General features: G+C 70.2%; 21 protein-coding genes. 14 read left to right on the forward strand and 7 right to left on the reverse strand.

Translation table 11 applies throughout. The features are described 5' to 3' along the window. The first annotated feature begins 2 nt into the window (after positions 1-2). The 3 genes from ACIHFD_RS16285 to ACIHFD_RS16295 are packed head-to-tail and all read left to right on the forward strand — an operon-like array spanning position 3 to position 2,947. Entirely contained in the window at positions 3-1,250 is a 1,248-nt protein-coding gene (locus ACIHFD_RS16285) for an extracellular solute-binding protein (protein ID WP_363967801.1), read from the forward strand. Further along, a complete protein-coding gene (locus tag ACIHFD_RS16290) occupies positions 1,251-2,132 on the forward strand; it encodes a sugar ABC transporter permease (protein ID WP_363967799.1) in 882 nt (293 codons plus the stop codon). Further along, complete coding sequence (locus tag ACIHFD_RS16295) at positions 2,129-2,947, forward strand: carbohydrate ABC transporter permease (protein ID WP_350724538.1); 819 nt, start codon at positions 2,129-2,131, stop codon at positions 2,945-2,947. The genes ACIHFD_RS16290 and ACIHFD_RS16295 overlap by 4 nt, the downstream gene beginning before the upstream one ends. Here the strand turns inward: ACIHFD_RS16295 and ACIHFD_RS16300 are convergent. Continuing rightward, complete coding sequence (locus tag ACIHFD_RS16300) at positions 2,937-3,887, reverse strand: N-acetylglucosamine kinase (protein WP_397367559.1); 951 nt, start codon at positions 3,885-3,887, stop codon at positions 2,937-2,939. The two genes, ACIHFD_RS16295 and ACIHFD_RS16300, sit on opposite strands and share 11 nt — an antisense overlap. 79 nt (positions 3,888-3,966) lie before the next feature. On the opposite strand from ACIHFD_RS16300, the gene ACIHFD_RS16305 reads away from it, so the two are divergent. From ACIHFD_RS16305 to ACIHFD_RS16330, 6 genes are read left to right on the forward strand one after another with little or no spacing between them, the layout of a single operon-like run. Further along, positions 3,967-4,836 (forward strand): MurR/RpiR family transcriptional regulator, encoded by an 870-nt coding sequence (locus ACIHFD_RS16305; protein WP_397367560.1) that lies wholly within the window; start codon positions 3,967-3,969, stop codon positions 4,834-4,836. Next, a complete protein-coding gene (locus ACIHFD_RS16310) occupies positions 4,837-5,571 on the forward strand; it encodes an SIS domain-containing protein (RefSeq protein ID WP_350724543.1) in 735 nt (244 codons plus the stop codon). Positions 5,572-5,590: 19 nt separating this feature from the next. After that, the gene (gene ngcE, locus ACIHFD_RS16315) at positions 5,591-7,003 is read left to right on the forward strand and encodes an N-acetylglucosamine/diacetylchitobiose ABC transporter substrate-binding protein (protein ID WP_364747568.1); all 1,413 of its coding nucleotides are present in this window, start codon (positions 5,591-5,593) and stop codon (positions 7,001-7,003) included. Then, the gene (locus tag ACIHFD_RS16320) at positions 7,003-7,914 is read left to right on the forward strand and encodes a carbohydrate ABC transporter permease (protein ID WP_397367562.1); all 912 of its coding nucleotides are present in this window, start codon (positions 7,003-7,005) and stop codon (positions 7,912-7,914) included. Before ngcE ends, ACIHFD_RS16320 begins: the two co-directional genes overlap by 1 nt. Then, positions 7,914-8,831 (forward strand): carbohydrate ABC transporter permease, encoded by a 918-nt coding sequence (locus tag ACIHFD_RS16325; RefSeq protein ID WP_397367563.1) that lies wholly within the window; start codon positions 7,914-7,916, stop codon positions 8,829-8,831. Before ACIHFD_RS16320 ends, ACIHFD_RS16325 begins: the two co-directional genes overlap by 1 nt. 20 nt (positions 8,832-8,851) lie before the next feature. Next, positions 8,852-9,697 (forward strand): phosphotransferase family protein, encoded by an 846-nt coding sequence (locus tag ACIHFD_RS16330; protein WP_397367564.1) that lies wholly within the window; start codon positions 8,852-8,854, stop codon positions 9,695-9,697. Positions 9,698-9,919: 222 nt separating this feature from the next. Here ACIHFD_RS16330 and ACIHFD_RS16335 read toward each other — a convergent pair whose 3' ends face one another. The 3 genes from ACIHFD_RS16335 to ACIHFD_RS16345 form a co-directional block, all read right to left on the reverse strand. Beyond that, the gene (locus ACIHFD_RS16335; RefSeq protein ID WP_355201514.1) at positions 9,920-10,309 is read right to left on the reverse strand and encodes a VOC family protein; all 390 of its coding nucleotides are present in this window, start codon (positions 10,307-10,309) and stop codon (positions 9,920-9,922) included. A 159-nt stretch (positions 10,310-10,468) separates the two neighbouring features. Next, complete coding sequence (locus tag ACIHFD_RS16340; protein ID WP_397367565.1) at positions 10,469-10,891, reverse strand: hypothetical protein; 423 nt, start codon at positions 10,889-10,891, stop codon at positions 10,469-10,471. 15 nt (positions 10,892-10,906) lie between these two features. Next, complete coding sequence (locus tag ACIHFD_RS16345; protein ID WP_397367566.1) at positions 10,907-11,617, reverse strand: FHA domain-containing protein; 711 nt, start codon at positions 11,615-11,617, stop codon at positions 10,907-10,909. 258 nt (positions 11,618-11,875) lie between these two features. Here ACIHFD_RS16345 and ACIHFD_RS16350 point away from each other — a divergent pair, with 258 nt between their 5' ends. Continuing rightward, the gene (locus ACIHFD_RS16350; RefSeq protein ID WP_397367568.1) at positions 11,876-12,430 is read left to right on the forward strand and encodes a GNAT family N-acetyltransferase; all 555 of its coding nucleotides are present in this window, start codon (positions 11,876-11,878) and stop codon (positions 12,428-12,430) included. On the opposite strand, the gene metE is transcribed toward ACIHFD_RS16350, so the two are convergent. Continuing rightward, positions 12,418-14,577, reverse strand: a complete 2,160-nt coding sequence (gene metE, locus ACIHFD_RS16355) for a 5-methyltetrahydropteroyltriglutamate--homocysteine S-methyltransferase (protein WP_397367569.1) — start codon at positions 14,575-14,577, stop codon at positions 12,418-12,420. The genes ACIHFD_RS16350 and metE overlap by 13 nt on opposite strands. Before the next feature lie 87 nt (positions 14,578-14,664). On the opposite strand from metE, the gene ACIHFD_RS16360 reads away from it, so the two are divergent. Next, positions 14,665-15,504, forward strand: a complete 840-nt coding sequence (locus ACIHFD_RS16360; RefSeq protein ID WP_397367679.1) for a LysR family transcriptional regulator — start codon at positions 14,665-14,667, stop codon at positions 15,502-15,504. Here ACIHFD_RS16360 and ACIHFD_RS16365 read toward each other — a convergent pair. Next, a complete protein-coding gene (locus tag ACIHFD_RS16365) occupies positions 15,497-16,177 on the reverse strand; it encodes a DNA alkylation repair protein (protein ID WP_350724563.1) in 681 nt (226 codons plus the stop codon). The two genes, ACIHFD_RS16360 and ACIHFD_RS16365, sit on opposite strands and share 8 nt — an antisense overlap. After that, positions 16,174-16,839: a TetR/AcrR family transcriptional regulator gene (locus ACIHFD_RS16370; protein WP_397367570.1), complete on the reverse strand. Its 666-nt coding sequence runs from the start codon at positions 16,837-16,839 to the stop codon at positions 16,174-16,176. The genes ACIHFD_RS16365 and ACIHFD_RS16370 overlap by 4 nt, the downstream gene beginning before the upstream one ends. Before the next feature lie 100 nt (positions 16,840-16,939). On the opposite strand from ACIHFD_RS16370, the gene ACIHFD_RS16375 reads away from it, so the two are divergent. From ACIHFD_RS16375 to ACIHFD_RS16385, 3 genes are all read left to right on the forward strand, one after another. Then, a complete protein-coding gene (locus ACIHFD_RS16375) occupies positions 16,940-18,097 on the forward strand; it encodes an acetyl-CoA C-acetyltransferase (RefSeq protein ID WP_397367680.1) in 1,158 nt (385 codons plus the stop codon). Between the two features lie 65 nt (positions 18,098-18,162). After that, positions 18,163-19,638 (forward strand): glycoside hydrolase family 3 protein, encoded by a 1,476-nt coding sequence (locus ACIHFD_RS16380; RefSeq protein WP_397367571.1) that lies wholly within the window; start codon positions 18,163-18,165, stop codon positions 19,636-19,638. A 4-nt stretch (positions 19,639-19,642) separates the two neighbouring features. Then, positions 19,643-20,314 (forward strand): pentapeptide repeat-containing protein, encoded by a 672-nt coding sequence (locus ACIHFD_RS16385; protein WP_397367572.1) that lies wholly within the window; start codon positions 19,643-19,645, stop codon positions 20,312-20,314. The last annotated feature ends 2 nt before the right edge of the window (positions 20,315-20,316 follow it).

Below are 20,316 nucleotides of genomic sequence, written 5' to 3' on the forward strand. Positions count from 1 at the left end.
CCATGAAGAACCGCATCCTGGCCCTGGCGGCCGTGTTCGCGGTGGCCGCGTGCGGCGCCGCCGAGGAGCCCAAGACGTCCGCGGGCCCCGCCAGGCTGACCGTCTGGATCATGGACGGCAGCGTCACGCAGGACCTGCTGAAGAAGTTCGAGACCGAGTACGAGGCGGCGCACAAGGGCGTGGACCTCGACATCCAGATCCAGGCGTGGGACGGCATCGGCGAGCGCGTCACCGCGGCCCTGGCCAGCACCGACGCCCCCGACGTGATCGAGGTGGGCAACACCCAGGTCGCCCAGTACTCGGCCAGCGGCGGCGTCACCGACCTGACCGGCAAGGTCGCCGAGCTCAAGGGCGAGGACTGGCTGCCGGGCCTGGCCCAGCCGGGCAAGGTCGACGGCAAGCAGTACGGGATCCCCTGGTACGCCGCCAACCGCGTGGTCGTCTACAACAAGGACCTGTTCGCCGGGGCCGGCATCAAGGAGCCGCCGAAAACGCGGGATGAATGGCTAAATATCACCGCAAAACTAAATAAAAACGGAAATCAGGGCATCTATCTGACCGGACAGACCTGGTACGCCCTGGCCGGCTTCATCTGGGACGAGGGCGGCGACCTGGCCGTCCAGGAGGGCGGCAAGTGGAAGGGCGCCCTCGACACCCCGCAGGCCCTGGCCGGCATGGACTTCTACAAGCGCCTCCAAGCGCTCGGCAAGGGCCCCAAGGACGCCGACGAGGCCAACCCGCCCCAGCACGAGGTCTTCGCCCAGGGCAAGGTGGCCCAGATCATCGCCGTCCCCGGCATCGCCGCCCGCGTCCTGGAGGTGGACCCCAAGCTGAAGGACAAGATGGGCTTCTTCACCATCCCGGGCAAGACGGCCGACAGGCCCGGCACCGTCTTCACGGGCGGCTCCGACCTGATCGTCCCGGCCGCGTCCAAACGCCAGGAGGCGGCGTACGAGCTGGTCAGAGCCCTGTCCGGGGAGCAGTTCCAGACCGAGCTGGCCAAGACGATGAGCTTCGTGCCCAACCGCACCTCGCTGGCCGGCGTGCTGGACGGCGACGAGGGCACCGCGGCCATGGCGAAGGGCGCCGCGGGCGGCCGCGCCACCCCGAACACCCCCAACTGGGCCGCCGTCGAGGCCACCTCCGTGATCAAGCAGTACATGACCGCCGTGCTCACCGGCGCCGACCCCGCGACGGAGGCGAAGAAGGTCTCGGAGTCCATCACCACGACCCTGAACAGCGGGTCCTGAATGCGCGGCACCAGGAGCCCGTGGCCCTACCTGCTCATCGCGCCCACGGTGGCGGGCGGGGCCTTCCTCCTGCTCTACCCGATGCTCAAGGCCGCGGTGATCTCCTTCCAGCACTTCCGCATGGGGGAGCTGATCAGGGGCGGCGCGGCCTTCGCCGGTCTGGACAACTACGCCGAACTGCTGGCCGGCGAGGAGTTCTGGCGGGTGCTGTGGCGCACGCTGGGGTGGACCGCGATCAACGTGGTGCTGATCGTGGTCCTGTCCACCGGCGTGGCGCTGATGCTCGCCCGCCTGCGCCGCGGGCTGCGCCTGGCCCTGATGAGCGCCCTCGCCCTGGCCTGGGCCACCCCGATCATCGCCGCCACGACGGTGTTCCAGTGGCTGTTCCAGTCGGAGCTCGGCGTGGTGAACTGGCTACTGGTCGCGCTCGGGTTCGACTCCTTCCGCGGCTACCCGTGGTTCGCCGACGGCACGGCCACGTTCGCCGTGCTCGTGGTCCTCGTCGTGTGGCAGTCGGTGCCGTTCGCCGCGCTCACCCTCTACGCCGGGCTGACCACCATCCCGGTGGAGCTGTACGAGTCCGCCCGGATCGACGGCGGCACCGGCCGGCAGGTCTTCTGGAAGGTCACGCTGCCGATGCTGCGGCAGCTGTTCGCCCTGGTCGCCTCGCTGGAGGTGATCTGGGTGGCCAAGTGCTTCCCGCAGATCTGGGTGCTCAGCCAGGGCGGCCCGGACGGCGCCACGACCACCCTTCCGGTGTACGCGTTCAAGATCGCCCGGGTGCTGCACCGGTACGACCTGGGCTCGGCGGTCGCCATGCTCACCGTCGTCATCCTCGCCGTCGCCCTGGTCAGCAACCTGCGAAGGATGGTCCGCCAGTGAAGAGGCTGACGCTCAACGCGGCCGCGGTCGTCGTGCTCGTGATGACGATCTTCCCCGTCTACTGGATGTTCCTGACCGCGTTCAAGCCGACCGGGGAGATCCAGGCGGCCACGCCGACGTTCTGGCCGGCGCACCCGACCCTGGAGCACTTCGTGACGGCGGTGAACGCGCCGGGGTTCTGGACCTACTGGCGCAACAGCCTCGTCGTCACCGTGGTCGCGGTGCTGGTCGCGCTGGTGACGGCGCTGCTGGCGGCGTTCGCGGTGGCCAGGATGCGCTGGCGGGGGAGAGGGGCGTTCGTGATCGCGGTGTTCGCGGCGCAGATGGCGCCGTGGGAGGCGCTGCTGGTGCCGGTGTTCATCATCGCCAGGGACACCGAGCTGCTGGACTCGCTGGCGATGCTGACCGGCGTCTACTTCATGATCACGTTGCCGTTCACGATCGTGACGCTGCGCGGGTTCCTGGCCGCGATCCCGCCGGAGCTGGAGGAGGCGGCGCAGGTGGACGGGTGCGGCCGCCTGGCCGCCTTCCGGCGGGTGGTCTTCCCGCTGCTGGCGCCCGGGCTGATGGCGACGTCGCTGTTCGGGTTCATCACGGCGTGGAACGAGTTCGCGTTCGTGAACGTGCTGATCATCAAGGACCAGGACAAGCGCACGCTGCCGGTGTGGCTTTCGTCGTTCCGCGACGTCTTCGGCACGGACTGGGGCGCCACGATGGCCGCCGCCAGCCTGTTCGCGCTGCCCGCGCTGCTGCTCTTCCTGTTCCTGCAGCGCCGGGTGGGCACCGGGATGACGGCGGGGGCCGTCAAGGGCTGACGGCGGTGAACGCGGCGTGCAGGGCCTTCGCGTCCGCCTCCGGGAGCAGGTCCCGGGCCGCCAGCCAGGCCGCCGCGCCCGCCGCGTCCCCCGCGGTCGTGACGTTCTTGTCCGCCAGGAGCTTCACCACCGCCTGGCGTACCGGACCCTCGCTGGTGAGCACGCTTCCGGCGAGCACCACCGGACCGGACACGTGTACGCGTCCGAGCGTGGCGACCAGGCGCTCGGCGGCCTCCCGCGTGACCTTGAGCGCCGCCTCGTCGCCTGCCTCGGCCGCCTGGCTGACCAGCGAGGACAGCGCGGCCAGCCGCATGTGGTCGGCCTGCGCCAGCCGTACGATGCGATCGGCGACGGCACGCGGCACGGCGGGTCGCTCCTCGCCGAGGAAGTGCTCGACCACGAGCTCGGCCAACGCGCCGGTGGGCGGCGCGCCGCGGTCGAGGGCGCCGACCACCTCCTTGACGGCCTGGCGGCCGATCCAGAAGCCCGACCCCTCGTCGCCCAGCAGCCAGCCCAGCCCGTCGGCGATGGCGTCGAGCCGGAAGTCCACGATCCTGGCCGCCACCGCCCCCGTGCCCGACAGCAGCAGCGAGCCGTCGGGCTCCGGCGAGCCCGCGGCGTAGGCGATCGGCGTGTCGCCCATGTAGCGCGGCCCCTCCCCGATGCCGTGCCCGGCCCAGACCTTCGCCAGCTCGGGCACCATCTCCGCCACGTGCCCCGCCACCCCGGTCAGCGACGCCACGACCCGCCGGCCGTCATGCGTCCCCAGCGCCTCACCGAGCGCGGCGGCCACGTTGGCCACCGCCTTGCCCAGCCCGTGAGCAGTGGGATTGCCCGCGCCGGCTCGGGCGTAGCCGACCCTGGTGCCGTCGAGCGCGTGGACGGCGACCCGCGTGGACGTGGCCCCGGCGTCGACACCGACCACTAGCGATTCAGTCACGGTCCGAGTCTGGGGGTTGACGCGGACCGGAAGCAAGAATAATTTTCGCCAGAAGACCGGGTATTCGGAAGGAATATTCGTGACTTCAGGAGCGCTTGGGCGCGTCGAAACAGAACTACCCGGTTTGCCGGAAGCTTTGCGCAGGGTCGGCGAGGTGATTCTCGGCGATCCTGCCGAGGCAGCGCGTTCGACCATCATCGCGCTCGCCGAGCGGGCCGGCAGCTCGCCTGCGACCGTGACGAGGTTCTGCCGGGCGTTCGGCTTCTCGGGGTACGCCGAGCTGCGCGTCGCGCTCGCCACCGAGACCGGCCGGGCCGCGCAGGCGGGGTGGGGAGCGGGCGTCGGCCACGAGATCGGCCCCGACGACCCGCTCGACTCGGCCATCGAGGTGATGGCCGCCGCCGACGCCAGGCTCATCCAGGACACCGCCGCGCAGCTCGACCTCGACATCGTCGCCAAGGTGGCCGACGCGATCGTGGCCGCGCCGCGCGTGCTCCTGGTCGGCGTCTCCACCAGCGGTAACGTCGCCGCCATGTTCGAGGGCCGGCTGCGCCGCATCGGCGTCCCCGGCTGGAGCGCCGGCGACGCGCACGTGGCGCTGTCGGAGGCGGCCCTGCTCAAGGAGGGCGACGTGGCCATCGGCATCAGCCACCGGGGCCGCACCCGCGAGGTCATGGAGGCGCTGGCCGAGGCCGGCAGCCACGGCGCGCTGACGGTCGCGGTCACCTCCTTCGCCCGCTCGCCGCTGGCCGAGCTGGCAGACCTGGTGCTGACCACGGCCAGCAGGGAGACCACGTTCCGGCTCGGCGGGCTGGCCGCCGTCCATTCGCAGCTGTTCGTGCTGGACGCCGTGTACGTGGCGGTGGCCCAGAGCACCTACGAGCGCACCAACGAGGCGTTCGAGCGCACGATCAGCGCCGTGGAGAGCCATCGGGTGGAGAGAGGCTGAATGACGTACGCAACCGAGGTCCTCGATCTGGCACGCCAGGTCACGGAGAGCCAGGCCGAGCCGGTACGGGAGGCGGCCGCGCTGATCGTGGCCTCGATCCGGGCGGGCGGCGTGGTCAACGCGTTCGGCTCGGGGCACTCCGAGGCCATCGCCATGGAGATCGCCGGACGGGCCGGCGGCCTCGTCCCCAGCAACCGCCTCTCACCCAGGGACCTCGTCCTGTACGGAGGCCACGCGCCCGGCGTGCTGACCTCCGAGCTGGAGCGCGACCCGGCCATCGCGCACGAGATCTACGACCTGGCGCCGGTGGCGCCGCAGGACGTGTTCGTGCTGATCTCCAGCTCCGGCGTGAACGGCACGGTCGTCGAGCTGGCCACGCTCGTCAAGGAGCGCGGGCACCCGCTGATCGCGCTCACCTCGGTCAAGCACAGCACCCAGATGACCTCGCGCCACCCGTCGGGCCGCAAGCTGCTCGACCTGGCCGACGTCGTGCTGGACAACGGGGCGCCGTACGGCGACGCCATCCTCGAGCTGCCCGGCGGCGGCACGTACGGAGCCGTGTCCACGGTCACCTCGGCGCTGCTCGCGCAGATGGTGGTCACCCGGGCGGTGGACGAGCTCGTGGCCATGGGCGAGACGCCCCCGATCTACATGTCGGTCAACGTGACCGGCGGCGACGAGCACAACAAGGCGCTGGAGAGCCGCTACGCAGGCCGTATCCGACGCGGATCATAGACAAGTCAGGAGCAGTCATATGCCCAACACCCCCCATATCAGCCGGCGTGAACTCCTTCGCGGCGCCGCACTCGTACCCGTGGCGGGGGCGCTGGCCGCCTGCGCCACGCCGGCCGCCAAGCCCACCGCGTCGTCCTCGGCGGCACCGGTCGCGACCAGCGCGGCCAACCCGTTCGGCATGGCGGACAACAAGCCGCTGGAGGTGTGGATCTTCGACGGCGGCTTCGGCCAGGACTACGCCAAGAACATCCACCAGCCGCTCTTCAAGGGCAAGCACCCGAACGTCGAGATCAAGCACAACGCGACCAAGGAGATCACCAAGGTCCTCCAGCCGCGCTTCGCCGGCGGCAACCCGCCGGACGTGATCGACAACTCCGGCGCCAACGCCATGGACTTCGGCGCGCTCGCCCAGGACGGCCAGCTCCAGGACCTCACCCCGCTGCTCGACGCGCCCAGCTGGGACGACCCGAACACCAAGGTCCGCGACACCATCGACCAGGCCGTCATCGACCTCGGCACGTACGACGGCACCTTCAGCGTGCTCGGCTACGTGAACTACATCTTCGGCATCTGGTACTCGCAGAAGGCCTTCCGCGACAACGGCTGGGAGGCCCCGAAGACCTGGGACGAGTTCCTCAAGCTCTGCGAGACCATCAAGAAGTCCGGCAAGATGGCGCCCTTCACCTACGCCGGGAAGTTCCCGCAGTACCTGTACGAGCCGCTGCTCACCATGGCCGCCAAGATCGGCGGCGCCGAGGTGCTCGTCAACATCGACAACCTCGAGGACGGCGCCTGGAAGAGCGACGCCATGAAGACCTCGGCCACCGCCTGGGCGGAGATCGGCGCGAAGTACCTCATGGAGGGCACCGCCGGCCTCGACCACGTGCAGACCCAGACGGCCCAGAACAAGTACAAGGTCGCCATGCTGCCCTCCGGCTCCTGGCTGGAGAACGAGCAGAAGACGACCACCCCGGCCGACTTCGAGTACGGGATGTTCCCGATCCCCGACTTCGGCAGCTCCGACAAGCTGCCGTACGGCACCCTGCACAGCCAGCCGAGCGAGAACTTCATCGTGCCCTCCAAGTCCCCCAACCCGCAGGGCGGCATGGAGTACCTGCGGGCCATGCTGTCGAAGAAGGCGGCGGGCGACTTCAGCGAGATGGTCAAGACGGTCTCCGTGGTGAAGGGCGCGGGCGAGGGACGGCAGCTGTCGCCGGGCGCCGAGAGCGCGACCAAGGCGTTCGCCGCCGCGGGCACGAACGTCGTCTACTACCGCTGGCAGACCTGGTACGCCCAGCTCAAGGACGAGGCCATCGCCGCCACCGGCGAGCTGATGACCGGCGGGCTCAAGCCGGACGCCTACCTCGAGCGCCTGCAGAAGAAGGCCGACGAGATCAAGAACGACTCCTCGATCAAGAAGTACAAGCGCTGATGATGTTCAACAGGTATCGCCGCGGGCTGTTCATCACCTCGTTCCTGGCAGCCCCGGTGATCCTCTACCTGGTCTACGTGATCTCGCCGTACATCCAGGCGTTCTACATCGCGATGACCGACTGGCGCGGCGTGACGGCCACGCCCAGGTTCATCGGCCTGGACAACTTCAAGCGGCTCTTCGGCGACGGCACGTTCTGGAAGGCCGTCACGCACAACGGCGCGCTGCTCGTGCTGCTGCCGCTGATCACGATCGTCATCGCCCTGTTCTTCGCCTTCCTCCTCAACGTGGGCGGCGCGCAGGGCACGTCGGGGATCCGCGGGTCGAAGTTCTACCGCGTGGTGTTCTTCTTCCCGCAGGTCCTGGCCGTCACGGTGGTGGCGGTGCTGTTCCAGCAGGTGTTCCGGCCGGACGGCAGCGGCATGCTGAACGGCCCGTTGATGGCGCTCGGGGTCAAGCCGATCGGCTTCCTGTCCGATCCCGACGTGGCGTTCTGGTCGGTGCTGGGCGTCATGGTGTGGCAGGCGGTCGGCTTCTACGTGGTGCTCTTCTCCGCCGGCCTGGCCTCCATCCCCAGGGACATGTTCGAGGCCGCGCAGATCGACGGGGCCGGCCGGGTGAGCCTGTTCTTCCGCATCACGCTGCCGCTGCTCTGGGACACCGTCCAGGTGGCCTGGGTCTATCTGGGGATCGTGGCGCTGGACGTGTTCGCGATCGTCTGGGTGATGACCGACCAGCACGGCGGCCCCGACTGGTCGACCACGGTCATGGCCGCCGAGATCTACCGCAACGCGTTCCAGTACTTCCGCTTCGGCTACGCCTCGGCGCTGGGCGTGATCATGTTCCTCTTCACCGTCGGCTTCGCGATCCTCTCGCTGCGCCTCTCGCGGCGCGAACGAATCGAGTACTGATGACAACGACGATCTCGTGGACGGCGGCGAACTCCCGCAGGCTCGCCCGCCAGGAGCGCAGGCGCCGGCTCGGCCCGCTGGGCGTGCTGACGCATGTCGCGCTGCTGATCTGGGCGCTGCTGGTGATCGTGCCGATCCTGTGGACGTTCCTGGCCTCGGTCAAGAGCGAGGACGAGATCTTCGGTGACGCCTGGTCGCTGCCGGCCACGCTGCACTGGGACAACTTCGCCAGGGCCTGGGAACAGGCGCACATCGGGCAGTACATGCTCAACAGCGTCATCGTCGTGGCGTTCAGCACGTTCGGGACGATGCTCATCGGGTCGATGGCGGCGTACGTGCTGGCGCGTTATCCCTTTCGCGGCAACCGGGCGATCTACCTGCTCTTCGTCTCGGGTCTGGCCTTTCCCGTCTACCTGGCCCTGACCCCGCTCTTCTTCGTCGTCCAGAACATGGGCAACGTGCCGCTCATCGGCCCCTTCATCGGCCTGAACACGCACGCGGGCCTGGTCCTGGTCTACATCGCGTACTCGATGCCGTTCACGGTCTTCTTCCTGTCGGCGTTCTTCCGCACGCTGCCCACGGCGGTGGGGGAGGCGGCGATGGTGGACGGCGCGTCGCACACCCGCGTCTTCTTCCAGATCATGCTGCCGATGGCCAAGCCGGGCATCATCAGCATCACGATCTTCAACATCCTGGGCCAGTGGAACCAGTACCAGCTGCCCCTGGTGCTGCTGCAGGAGCGCGACAAGTGGGTCCTCCCCATGGGCATCGCCGACATCTCCACCGCCGCCGGATACGACCAGGACTGGTCGGCCCTCTTCGCCGCCCTGACCCTGGCGATCCTGCCGATGCTGGCGGTCTACACGGTCTTCCAACGTCAGATCCAGAGCGGCCTGACCTCTGGAGCCCTCAAGTAGCGGGGGCTTAGGCTGCGGGTGTGACTGGCGAAATCCGCGCGCTGCTGGCCCGCCACCTCCCCGACTATCGGGTGCGCTCCATCGATCGGCTGGGCCAGGGCCTCGACAACACGGTGTACGAGGTCAACAACGAATTACTGGTACGGCGTAACAAGGCGACGACCCCCGAGGAGAACCGCCAGGAGGTCGCCCGCCTGGCGGCCGTCAGGGAGCTGTCACCGCTACCGGTCCCCGAGGTGGTCTTCGCCGACGACGAGTCGGGGGCGATCGCGTACAGCAAGCTCCCGGGCGAGCCCCTCAACCGGCACCCCGCCGCCGACCCCCGGCTCCTGGCCCAGCCCCTGGCCGAGTTCCTCAGCGCCCTGCACGGCGCCTCTCCTGACAGGATGCGCGACCTCGCGCCGCTGGACACCTACCCGGCGCTGACCCTCCTCCAGGACGCCGAGCTCGACTACCGCGACGTCGAGGCCCACGTCCCGGAGGAACAGCGCCACCTGGTGGAGCGCTTCCTCCGGGAACCGCCGCCGGACGAGGCCGGCGAGCTCCGCTTCTGCCACAACGACCTGGGCACCGAGCACCTGCTGGCGGACGCGGCCACCAGCACGATCACCGGCGTCATCGACTGGACCGACGCCGCCCTCACCGACCCGGCCCACGACTTCGCCCTGATCTACCGCGACCTGGGGCCGGAGATCTTCGAGCTGACAGTGTCGCACTACGCCTTCGCCCTGGACGAGGCGGACCGCGCCCGGGTTCTCTTCTACGCGAGATGCGCACTCATCGAGGACCTGGCGTACGGCCTGAGCACGGGCCCCCACCACTACGCCGAAGCCGCCCTGACCCACCTGGCCTGGACCTTCGGCTAGGTCACACAAGCGTTGCCCGATTCCGGGGTGGGCCTACTGGAGCCCCCGGGCCAAAGGTCTTCGCCAGGAGCGCTTCGCGCTCAGAGAGCTCAGGCGTTGGTTGGTCTGCATCGCTAGGGTGCGAAAACGGTTCGCGATGAGCCCTGAGTCGGCTCATTTCACCGGCTGACCGCCAAGGCGGCGAAGACGAGGCACGCGTGGTCCGTCGCCGGTCAGGCGGTGTCAGTCGTCCCAGCGTTGGGCGTTCTGGTCGTTCAGGGAGCCCGGAGGCTGGGGGATGACGCAGAAGGGCAGTCCGGCGGGGTCCTCCATGACGCACCAATGATCGTTTACCAGCCGCAGCCGTCGGGCCCCGAGGGCCTCCAGGCGTGCGGTCTCCGCCTCCAGGTCGTCGGTGTGGATGTCGAGATGCACGCGCGCGGGGCCCGTCCCGAGTCGTTGCACGAGCAGGGCGAACACGTCACCAGGTAAGAAAGCGCCGTGGTACTCCGGGTATCGCTCGAACCGGGTCAACGTCTGCCCGGTCGCCTCCTGCCAGAACGTCATCTCCTTGTCGTGATCGTCCTCCGGGACGTCGATCACAACCTTGTAGAGCCTGCTGTAGTGCGTCATGTCCCCATCCTCCTGGACGGGGGTCATCCTCAGGGCCGGGTTCCTGCCGAGCGGCGGCATGGCAGGCCGGCGCATATGGCTGCGGGCTCGGCGAAGGGCGATTCGTGCAGGGAGTTCGGACGTGCTCCCAGTCGGGCGGCACGGCCCGACCTCTGGGCGTCAGTGGCCGAGGAGGGCGAGTACTCCGGCGCCCAGCGGGCCGAGCCACTGGGCGATGCGGCCCAGGGCGTCGATCAACGTGGCGCCGGCGTCGGCGAGCGCTCCGGCGCGCTCCAGCCCCGAGGTGAGCTCCTGGAGGTGCCGGCCGGCCTGCTCCCTGTCAGGGGTCTCTCCGCCCACCGCGTCCTCGACCGCGGACAGTTCGCGCTCCGCGCTCTGGCGTTCGGCCGCGGACAGCCTCAGCTCGTCCAGGGCGCTCCTGATGGCGTCCAGGTCGGCGTGGAGGCCCTGGCCGGCGAGCTGGTGTCCCGCGACGCCATGGATGTCCCGCCCGGCGGTCTGGTGATGTCCGCCCACGTACTGTGTGCCGCTCCCGGCGTTCACCGGCCCGCTGACGTTCCCGAAACGGAAGGTCTCCCCCATTGCCGTCACCTTTCCCTAGGGCCGCGGCCCGCGCCGCCGCCGTCTGCGCTGCTCCGCGCGCTTGCGCGCGGCCTTGGACATGGACGAGCCGATCCCCGCGAGCACCCCACCGGCCACGAAAAGACCGAAACCCGCCGGTGCCTGGGGAATGCCGGGAATCAACTCCTGTGTCATCGGGTTCGAGAAATCGTTGGAGGTCATGGCGCCGAAGATGAGGGACGACCAAATAGCGAACCCGGCGAGCGCGATCATCGTGCCGAGGACCAAGAGCACGCGCCCGAACCCTTTTCCCTGGAAGACTTCGTCGAACGGCTCATAATCGGCGTTGACTTGAACGTCATAACTGTCGCCATAAATGTCCCGGCCGGCGTTCTGGTGGTGCCCGCCCACGTACTGGATGCCGCTTCCCGCGTTCACCGGCCCGCGTACGTCCCCGAACTCGTAACCTGCCGACGGACCCGTCCCGGAAGGCTGGACGAACCGCAGCTCCGCGTACCCCATCCGCAACTGGTCCCCGTCACGGAGCACTTGACCACCGGCGATCTTGTGACCGTTGAGCCAGGTCCCGTTTCGCGACCCGAGATCGTTGATGACCACATGGTCGCCGTTCCGGTCGAGCGACGCGTGCCGCCGGCTGACCCCGTCGACCTCCAGCAGGATCCCCGAACCCCGCATACTTCCGATCTCGGTGTGCCCGCCGGGAATGTCGAACCTGATCCCGGCCATTCCCCTGCTGACGACGAGCAGCTGGGGCTGAGAACCCATGCGCACCTCCCCATGGCGCCGGCCCCCGAATGACGAACAGCACAATCAAAGCAAATAATAAAGCTGGATTCGGCGGGTTTTTATAAGAGCCGCCGAATCCCCGCAATAGGACGGCTCCGAAATGTGGCGCATCGGTGAGGGTCCCTCGACCCGGGTGAGCCACTCTCCGGCGGGAAAACCGTTCGCGGCGGTGTGCGGGGGCGTGGTTTGCTGCCGGGCATGACGTCGGCATGGGTAGGTCAGCTCGTACGGTTGCGCGCTATCGAGCCCGAGGACTGGGAGGCGTTCCACTCCTTCGACGAATACTCCGACGCGGTCAGGAGCGGAGAGCACCTCCACCCGCCGCAGTCGGCGGCGCGGGCCAGGAAGTGGGCCGCCGAGCTGGCCGAGCGGACCCAGGGCCTGGACGAGGTGCGCCTGGTGATCGCCACCCGGGACGGGAACACCCCGGTCGGCATGATGAACACGCACAGCGTCGACCGGGTGCACGGCACCTTCGCGTACGGGATCGGCATCGGGACGCCCCACCACCGCAAGGGGTACGCCGGTGAGGCCGTCGTCCTGCTCCTGAGGTACATGTTCTTCGAGCGCCGCTTCCAGAAGGCCGAGGCGGGAGTCTACGGCTCCAACGAGGCGTCGCTGGCGCTGCACCGGCGGCTGGGGTTCGTCGAGGAGGGCCGCCGGCGCAGGTGCCACTACGCCAACGGCCGTTACGACGACGAGGTCCTGTTCGGCATGACGATCGAGGAGTTCACCGAACGCTACGCTTCCTGAAGAGCGTCAAGGTCCGCACGGACCCGGCGGGTGGCCGTGACCACGTTCGCCAAGGACGCCTCCACCTGCTCGTACGTCCGGGTCTTCAGCCCGCAGTCCGGGTTGACCCAGACCCGCTCCACCGGCAGCGCCGCCAGCGTCCGGCGCAGCAGGTCCTCGACCTCCGAGGCCGCGGGCACCCGCGGCGAGTGGATGTCGTAGACGCCGGGCCCGAGCCCTCTCCCGAAGGTCCCGACCGTGGCCAGGATGCGCGCTCCCGAGCGGGCCGACTCGATGGTGGTCACGTCGGCGTCCAGGCCGTCGATGGCGGCCAGGATCTGGTCGGCGTCCGAGTAGCACAAGTGGGTGTGGATCTGCGTGCGGTCGCAGGCCCCCGACGTGGCCCGGCGGTACGCGGCCACCGCCCACTCCAGGTAGTCGGCCTGCGCGGCCCGCCGGAGCGGGAGCAGCTCGCGAAGGGCGGGTTCGTCCACCTGGATGACCGACACCCCGGCCGCCTCCAGGTCTCGGACCTCCTCCCGGACGGCGTCCGCCACCTGGAACACGACGTCGCGCAGCGGCAGGTCGTCGCGGACGAAGGACCAGGCCACGATGGTGACGGGTCCGGTGAGCATGCCCTTGACCGGCTTGTCCGTGAGCGACTGCGCGTACGTGGCCCACCGCACCGTGATCGGCGACGGGCGGCCGACGTCCCCGTGCAGGATCGGCGGCCGGGTGCAGCGGGAGCCGTACGACTGGACCCAGCCGTTCCTGGTGACGGCGAACCCGTCGAGGTGCTCGGCGAAGTACTGCACCATGTCGTTGCGCTCCGGCTCCCCGTGTACGAGGACGTCGAGCCCGAGGCGTTCCTGGACCCGGATGACGCGCTCGATCTCGGCCTCGACCTGCCGCTCGTAGTCGGCCTGCGAGAGCGTGCCCGAAGCGAGCGCGGCCCGGGCGGCGCGCAGCGAGCCGGTCTGCGGGAACGAGCCGATCGTGGTGATCGGCAGCGCGGGCAGCCGCAGGTGCTCGGCCTGCGCCGCCGCCCGCACCGCGTACGGGCTGCGCTCCTCCGGCACCACGGGCGCGGGCAGCGCCACGGAGGGCGCGGTGTGTGGCGCGTCCCGCAGCGGGGACCGCGCGAGCGCCACCACCTCCGCCACCTTCTGCTCGGCGAACGCCAGCCGCCCCTTCAGCGCGGGGTCCAGCTCCGGCTCGGCCTCCACGTCGTAGGGGACGTGCAGCAGCGAGCACGACGTGCTGACCACCACCTCCGAGGCGCGTACGGCGCCCAGGGCGGCCAGGGCTCGACCGGGCGAGGTGCGCCACACGTCGCGCCCGGACACCACGCCCGCCACCACGGTCTTGCCGGTCAGGTCGAGCGCGGGCACGGCGCCGCGGACGAGGTCGATCCCGATGGCCTCCACCGGGGTCTCGGCCAGGACCGGGAGGGCCTCACCGAGGTCGCCGAAGTAGGAGGCCACGAAGAGCCCGGGCCGGGTGGTGAGGGAGCCGAGCCGCGAGTAGGCGGCGCGCACGGCGGCCAGCTCTTCGGCGGTCCGGTCGCCGACCAGCGCGGGCTCGTCGAGCTGGACCCACGACACCCCCTCGGCGGCCAGTGCGGAAAGCAGCTCCTCGTAGCAGGCCAGCACGTCGTCCAGCCGGTCCAGCGCCGAGCCCAGCAGCAGGAACGTCACCGGCCCCACCACCACGGGCCGCGTCTCGTACCCGAGCGCCCGCGCCTGGCGCACCTCGGAGAGCGGCTTGGCCGCGTCCAGCTTGAACACGGTGTCGGGGCCGATCTCCGGCACGATGTAGTGGTAGTTCGTGTCGAACCACTTCGTCATCCGCAGCGGCGCCAGCCCCTCGGTGCCCCTGGCCATCGCGAAGTAGGGGTCGCCGGCCTCGCGGTAGCGCGCGGGCACCGCGCCCAGCAGCACCGCCGTGTCCAGCACCTGGTCGTACAGCGAGAACGTGTTGGACGGCAGCCCTTCCAGCCCCAGCTCGGCGAGCCTGCGCCAGGTCCGCTCCCTGATCTCGGCCCCTACCCGCTCGAGCTCCGCCCGGCTCGACCGCCCGTCCCAGTACGACTCCAGTGCCCGCTTCAGCTCCCGTCGCGGCCCGATCCTCGGATATCCGAGCACCGTGGACTTGGGGAATGGGGACATGTCTCTGGCTCCCTTGATCTCGTTCGGCTGATCGCAGGCATCCTGCCGAGCACTCAGGAGCTCGTGCATCATGGATTGGTGCTGCTTATGCTCAAGGAGATGCACTGCTTCGCCAGGGTCGCGGAGCGGCTCAGCTTCTCCAGGGCCGCCGCCGACCTGGGGATGTCCCAGCCCGCCATGAGCCAGGCCATCACCCGGCTCGAGCGCGCCGCCGGGGTCAGGCTCTTCGAGCGGACGGCCCGCGACGTGCGGCTCACGGCGGAGGGCAAGGCGCTGCTGCCGTACGCGGAGCGGGTGATCGAGTCGGTCGGCGCCTTCGAGGCCGAGTCGGCCCGGCTGGCCAGGCCGACCATTCATCTCGCTTATCCACCGCTCGTCGGGACGCTGGCGGCGCGGATCGTCAGGCGGCTGGCGGGCCGCACTCCGGCGATCGGCGTGGAGCTGCGGGCGGCGGGCCGGGGCGCGGCGGTGCGGGCGCTGGCGGACGGCGAGGTCTCGGCCGCGATCCTGGCCACCCCGGCGCCGGCGCAGTTCGTGACGGCGGCCAGGTTTCACGTGACGGTCGACCACCTGGCCGTGCCCGCGGGTCACCGGCTGGCCTCCAGGACCAAGGTGACCCCTGGCGAGCTGGGCGGGCAGGTGCTGCTCACGCCGGGCAGCCGCCCGTGGCCGGGGCTGCCGGGGCGCTCGCGCATGGCGGCCGACGACGACTTCGCGGCCGCGCTCGACCTCGTGGCCGCGGGCGCCGGGCTGCTGCCGATCCCGCAGCTCCTGGTCAGGACCATCAGGAGGGACGACGTGAGCTTCGTGCCGCTCGACGCCGGCGACCTGCGCATCACGTACGCGCTGGCCTGGTCGAAGGAGCGGGTGACGCCGGAGCTGATGGCTCTGGTGCAGGCCGTCCAGGACGCCCTGTGGACTAGGTGAGGGGGAGGTTCTTCAGCGCCTCGCGGCGGCTCAGGCCCGTGATGCCCTTGGCGTTGACGTAGCGGAGCACTTCGTCGGGGTTGGTCTTGGCGTATTCGCGTAACGCCCAGCCGATCGCCTTGCGTGCGAAGAAGTCGTTGTCCGACAGGCTCGGATCGATGCACGCGTACAGCAGGGCCGTGTCGGTGCGCTCCTTGAACCGGTTCTGGCTGAGGATCGCGGTGCGCCGCTTCCACAGGTCGCGGTCGTGCGCCCACTCCAGCATGAGCGGCCGCATGGAGTCGGGGTAGGTGGTCAGCAGCCCGCCGACGCGGTGGGTGGCCAGCTCGTCGACGAGGTCCCACCAGGCTCCGGTGACGATCATCTCCTCGTACATCGGCACCGTGTAGAGGGTCTGGTAGTCGCGGTAGAGGTGGTAGCCGGACAGCTCGACGGCGGCGTAGCGCTCCTCGCGGTATTCGGCCTCGCGCCACAGCGCCAGCACGGCCCGCCGCCACTCCGGCGCGGTGTCCAGCCGGTGCTCGGCGAACACCCGCCGCAGCGCCGCCCGCCTGCGCACCGCCTGGACACCGAGGAACGGCATCGTCGACTTCATGTACGTGCGCATCGCCTCGGCCTTGCCGGGCTCCGCCGCCCCCTGCAGTGCCAGCCGCACTGCCTTGCCGAGGCTCATCCCTTGTGTGTGGTGCGCTCGCCGGTGGCGAGGCCGTCGAAGAGCACGGTGATGTAGTGCTCGGCCAGCCCGGCCGTGTTGAGCCTGCCGCCGGGACGGAACCAGCGCACCGCGACCCAGATCGTGTCGCGGATCATGCGGTACGTCAGCTTCGGATCGACGTCGGACCGGAACAGCCCGGCCGCCTGGCCCGCCTTGATCTGCGTCACCCAGATCTGCTCGACCTCGTCCTCGGCCTTGACCAGGTAGTTGAACCGCTCGAACTGCCGCAGGTAGTTCCAGTCGTTCTGCATGACGGTGATCGCGGCGCGGTGCGGCTCGAGCGTGCCGAACCCGATGCGGACCATCTCCGACAGCACCGTGCGGGCGTCGGCGCTCGTGTCGACCGCCGCGCGGTAGCGGGCGATGAGGTCGTCGAGGAAGGTGGAGAGCACCTCGTCGACGATCGTCTCCTTGGAGTCGAAGTGGTGGTAGAGACTTCCGGAGAGGATGCCTGCCTCGTCGGCTATCTCACGTACTGTCGTGGCCTGGAAGCCCTTGCGTGCGAAGAGCTCAGCGGCGAGCTTGACGAGGTGGTCGCGGCGCTCGGAGGCGGACCCCGAGCTCGCGCGCTGGCGCTTGGCCGGGGTGGTCGTGGTGCCGGAGTTCTTACGCGTGGTCACGACACCATTATGAGCCCTCGCACAATCGCTTGTTCACCTAACTGACGCAGCTCATGCGGCATTCCGTGCTCTACCAAGCGCTTGCTACGATGCGATGATGGTGAACGAGGCGTACATCGTCGGAGCCGTCCGCACCCCCGTCGCGCGCAGGAAGGGCGGCCTGGCCGCGGCCCACCCCGCCGATCTCGGCGCGCACGTGCTCAGGGAGTTGATGCACCGGACGGACGCCGACCCGGCGGCCGTCGACGACGTGATCTTCGGCTGCGTGGACACGATCGGCCCGCAGGCCGGGGACGTCGCCCGCACCTGCTGGCTCGCGGCCGGGCTCCCCGAGGAGGTGCCCGGCGTCACGGTGGACCGCCAGTGCGGCTCGTCCCAGCAGGCGCTGCACTTCGCCGCCCAGGCCGTGCTGTCCGGCACGAGCGACCTGGTGGTGGCCGGCGGCGTGCAGAACATGAGCATGATCCCCATCTCGGCCGCGATGCTCGCTGGCCGCGCGTTCGGCCACGAGACGCCGTTCGGGGGGTCCAAGGGCTGGGCCGGGCGGTACGGCACGCAGGAGGTCTCCCAGTTCGCGGGGGCCGAGCAGATGGCCGCCACCTGGGACCTGTCGCGCGAGGAGATGGAGCGGTACGCGTACGAGTCGCACCGCCGGGCCCTGCACGCCATCGACGCCGGGCGCTTCGTGCGCGAGATCGCCCCCTACGAGGGCGTGACCACGGACGAGTGCCCGCGCCGGGACACCACGATCGAGCGGATGGCCGGGCTCAAGCCCCTGGTCGAGGGCGGCCGGCTCACCGCGGCCCTGGCGTCGCAGATCTCCGACGGCGCGGCGGCCCTGCTCGTCGCCTCACCCAGGGCCGTACGGGAGCACGGCCTGACCCCGCGCGCCCGCGTGCACCACCTGTCGGCCCGCGGCGCCGACCCAATCGTGATGCTCTCCGCCCCCATCCCGGCCACCGCCCACGCCCTCGGCATGACGGGCCTGTCCATCGGCGACTTCGACGCGATCGAGATCAACGAGGCGTTCGCGCCGGTCGTGCTGGCCTGGATCAAGGAGACCGGCGCGGACCCCGCCAAGGTGAACCCGAACGGCGGCGCCATCGCGCTCGGCCACCCGCTCGGCGCGACCGGCGCCGTGCTGGCGGTGAAGCTGCTGCACGAGCTGGAGCGCACGGGCGGACGGTACGGCCTGCAGACCATGTGCGAAGGAGGAGGACAGGCGAACGTCACCGTCATCGAGCGGCTTGCTTCCTGAAAGAAGGTGCTGACGTCAGAAAATAACTCTAGCAAATAGGAAACTTTCCTATTAGATTTCGGGTCATGCCCTTGAGCGGTGACCTGCTTCGCCTTGCCGACGCCGTCCTCTTTCCCGGTTTCACCGGGCACACGCCTCCCGACTGGCTGCGCCGCCGGCTCGGCCAGGGGCTGGCCGGCGTGGCGCTGTTCTCGCGCAACATCGCCGACCCGGCTCAGGTGGCCCGGCTGACCGCCGCGCTGCGCGCGGAGAACCCCTCGGTGCTCGTCGGCACCGACGAGGAGTCGGGGGAGGTCACGCGACTGGAGGTGGCCACGGGGAGCAGCCGCCCCGGAGGGTACGCGCTGGGCGTCGTGGACGACGTGGCCCTGACCGAGGCCCTGGCCAGAGACCTCGGCGGCGACCTGGCGGCGGCGGGCATCACGCTCGACTTCGCCCCCTCGGCCGACGTGAACTCCAACCCGGACAACCCGGTCATCGGCCTGCGGGCCTTCGGCGCGGACCCGGTCCTGGTCTCCCGGCACACCAGGGCGTTCGTCCGCGGCCTGCAGTCGGCGGGCGTGGCCGCGTGCGCCAAGCACTTCCCCGGGCACGGGGACACCTCGGTCGACTCGCATCACGGCGTGCCCGTGGTGGCCGACGGCATCGAGGACGCGCTGCTCCCTTTCCGGGAGGCGATCAAGGAGGGCGTCAAGGCCGTCATGACCGGCCACCTCCTCGTGCCCTCGTACGACGCCGAGCTGCCCGCCACGCTCAGCCCGAAGGTGCTCACCGGGCTGCTGCGGGAGGAGCTCGGGTTCGAAGGAATGATCATCACTGACGGCATCGAGATGGCCGCGGTGGCGGGGGCGTACGGGATCGGGGGCGCCTCCGCCCGTGCCATCGCCGCCGGGGCCGACGCGATCTGCGTCGGCGGCGAGCGGGCCGACGAGGCCACCGCCGCCGGCATCCGCGACGCGATCGCCACGGCGGTGACCCAGGGACTGCTGCCCGAGGAACGGCTGGCCGACGCCGCTCGAAGGGTCCGCGAGCTGGCCTCGTGGGCCGCCTCCTCGGGCAGCCAGGCGTCCCGCGACGGCTCCGTGGGCCTGGCCGCCGCGCGCCGGGCGATCCGGATCACCCGCCGGTCCACCGCCCCCGTGCTGCCGCTGACCTCGGCCGCGTCCGTGGTGGAGCTGGCCCCCGCGATGAACCTGGCCATCGACAGGAACACGCCGTGGGGTGTCGGGCAGCCGCTGGCCCGCCTGCTGCCGGGCACCGTGGTGACCCGGCTGGCGGTGGGGGACTCGACGGGTTCGGCGCTGGAGCGACTGCTCGGGGAGGCCGCCGGGCGGCCGCTGGTGATCGTGGTCCGGGACGTGCACCGGCACGCCTGGCAGGAGCAGGCGCTGCGGCACCTGCTCAGTGCCCGGCCCGACGCCATGGTGGTGGAGATGGGGCTGCCCGAGCGGTCGGACCTGGGCGCCGTGCACATCGCCACGTACGGCTCGGCCCGGGTCTGCGGGCAGGCGGCGGCGGAGGTGCTCACCGGTAGGCTCTGATCCCGTGAACTTCGACGGCGAGGATCTTTCCCGCAAGGCGCTGGCCGATCGGCTCCCGGCTGACGAGACGCACGTCTTCCGCGAGTGCGACCTGACGGAGACCGACCTGTGGGGCGCTCCGCTGGCGGGGGCCAGGTTCGAGTCGTGCGTGCTGGACCAGACCGACTTCCGCAAGGCCGACCTCGACGGGGCCTTGTTCACGGGCGGGGGCGGGATGCGGACCCGCTTCAACGACGCCGACCTCATCGACGTGACGTTCACCGACGTGGACCTGTCCTCGGCGCAGTTCGGCGGCGCGCTCCTCACGGACGTCTCGTTCACGGGGTGCCGCATGATCGGCGCCGCGCTGACGGGCTCGCGCGGCACCGGCTTCAAGATCGCCCGCTCCAACCTGACCCTGGCCAACCTCGGCGGGTGCTCCCTGCGCGCGGAGGTCATCGAGGGAGTCCGCTTCGACGACGCCGACCTGTCGGGGTGCGACTTCACGGAGGCCACGTTCAGCGACTGCCGGTTCATCGGGTCGCGCCTGCTCCAGACCAAGTTCAACAAGGCCGATCTGCGCGGCGCGGACCTGGGCGAGCCGGACGACGCGAAGCTGCGGGCGTTCGCGGGCGCGATCATCAACCAGGCCCAGGCCAACGCCATCCTGGCCGCCCGCGGCATCACCGTGCTCTAGCC

The sequence above is a fragment of the Nonomuraea sp. NPDC051941 genome, from assembly GCF_044593615.1.

Bases quoted from the DNA above. Each gene is read 5' to 3' on its own strand.
- ACIHFD_RS16285 (WP_363967801.1), top strand. From the start codon at position 3: ATGAAGAACCGCATCCTGGCCCTGGCGGCCGTGTTCGCGGTGGCCGCG.
- ACIHFD_RS16290 (WP_363967799.1), top strand. From the start codon at position 1,251: ATGCGCGGCACCAGGAGCCCGTGGCCCTACCTGCTCATCGCGCCCACG.
- ACIHFD_RS16310 (WP_350724543.1), top strand. From the start codon at position 4,837: ATGACGTACGCAACCGAGGTCCTCGATCTGGCACGCCAGGTCACGGAG.
- ngcE (WP_364747568.1), top strand. From the start codon at position 5,591: ATGCCCAACACCCCCCATATCAGCCGGCGTGAACTCCTTCGCGGCGCC.
- ACIHFD_RS16320 (WP_397367562.1), top strand. From the start codon at position 7,003: ATGATGTTCAACAGGTATCGCCGCGGGCTGTTCATCACCTCGTTCCTG.
- ACIHFD_RS16325 (WP_397367563.1), top strand. From the start codon at position 7,914: ATGACAACGACGATCTCGTGGACGGCGGCGAACTCCCGCAGGCTCGCC.
- ACIHFD_RS16335 (WP_355201514.1), bottom strand. From the start codon at position 10,309: ATGACGCACTACAGCAGGCTCTACAAGGTTGTGATCGACGTCCCGGAG.
- ACIHFD_RS16340 (WP_397367565.1), bottom strand. From the start codon at position 10,891: ATGGGGGAGACCTTCCGTTTCGGGAACGTCAGCGGGCCGGTGAACGCC.
- ACIHFD_RS16345 (WP_397367566.1), bottom strand. From the start codon at position 11,617: ATGGCCGGGATCAGGTTCGACATTCCCGGCGGGCACACCGAGATCGGA.
- ACIHFD_RS16350 (WP_397367568.1), top strand. From the start codon at position 11,876: ATGACGTCGGCATGGGTAGGTCAGCTCGTACGGTTGCGCGCTATCGAG.
- metE (WP_397367569.1), bottom strand. From the start codon at position 14,577: ATGTCCCCATTCCCCAAGTCCACGGTGCTCGGATATCCGAGGATCGGG.
- ACIHFD_RS16360 (WP_397367679.1), top strand. From the start codon at position 14,665: ATGCTCAAGGAGATGCACTGCTTCGCCAGGGTCGCGGAGCGGCTCAGC.
- ACIHFD_RS16365 (WP_350724563.1), bottom strand. From the start codon at position 16,177: ATGAGCCTCGGCAAGGCAGTGCGGCTGGCACTGCAGGGGGCGGCGGAG.
- ACIHFD_RS16380 (WP_397367571.1), top strand. From the start codon at position 18,163: ATGCCCTTGAGCGGTGACCTGCTTCGCCTTGCCGACGCCGTCCTCTTT.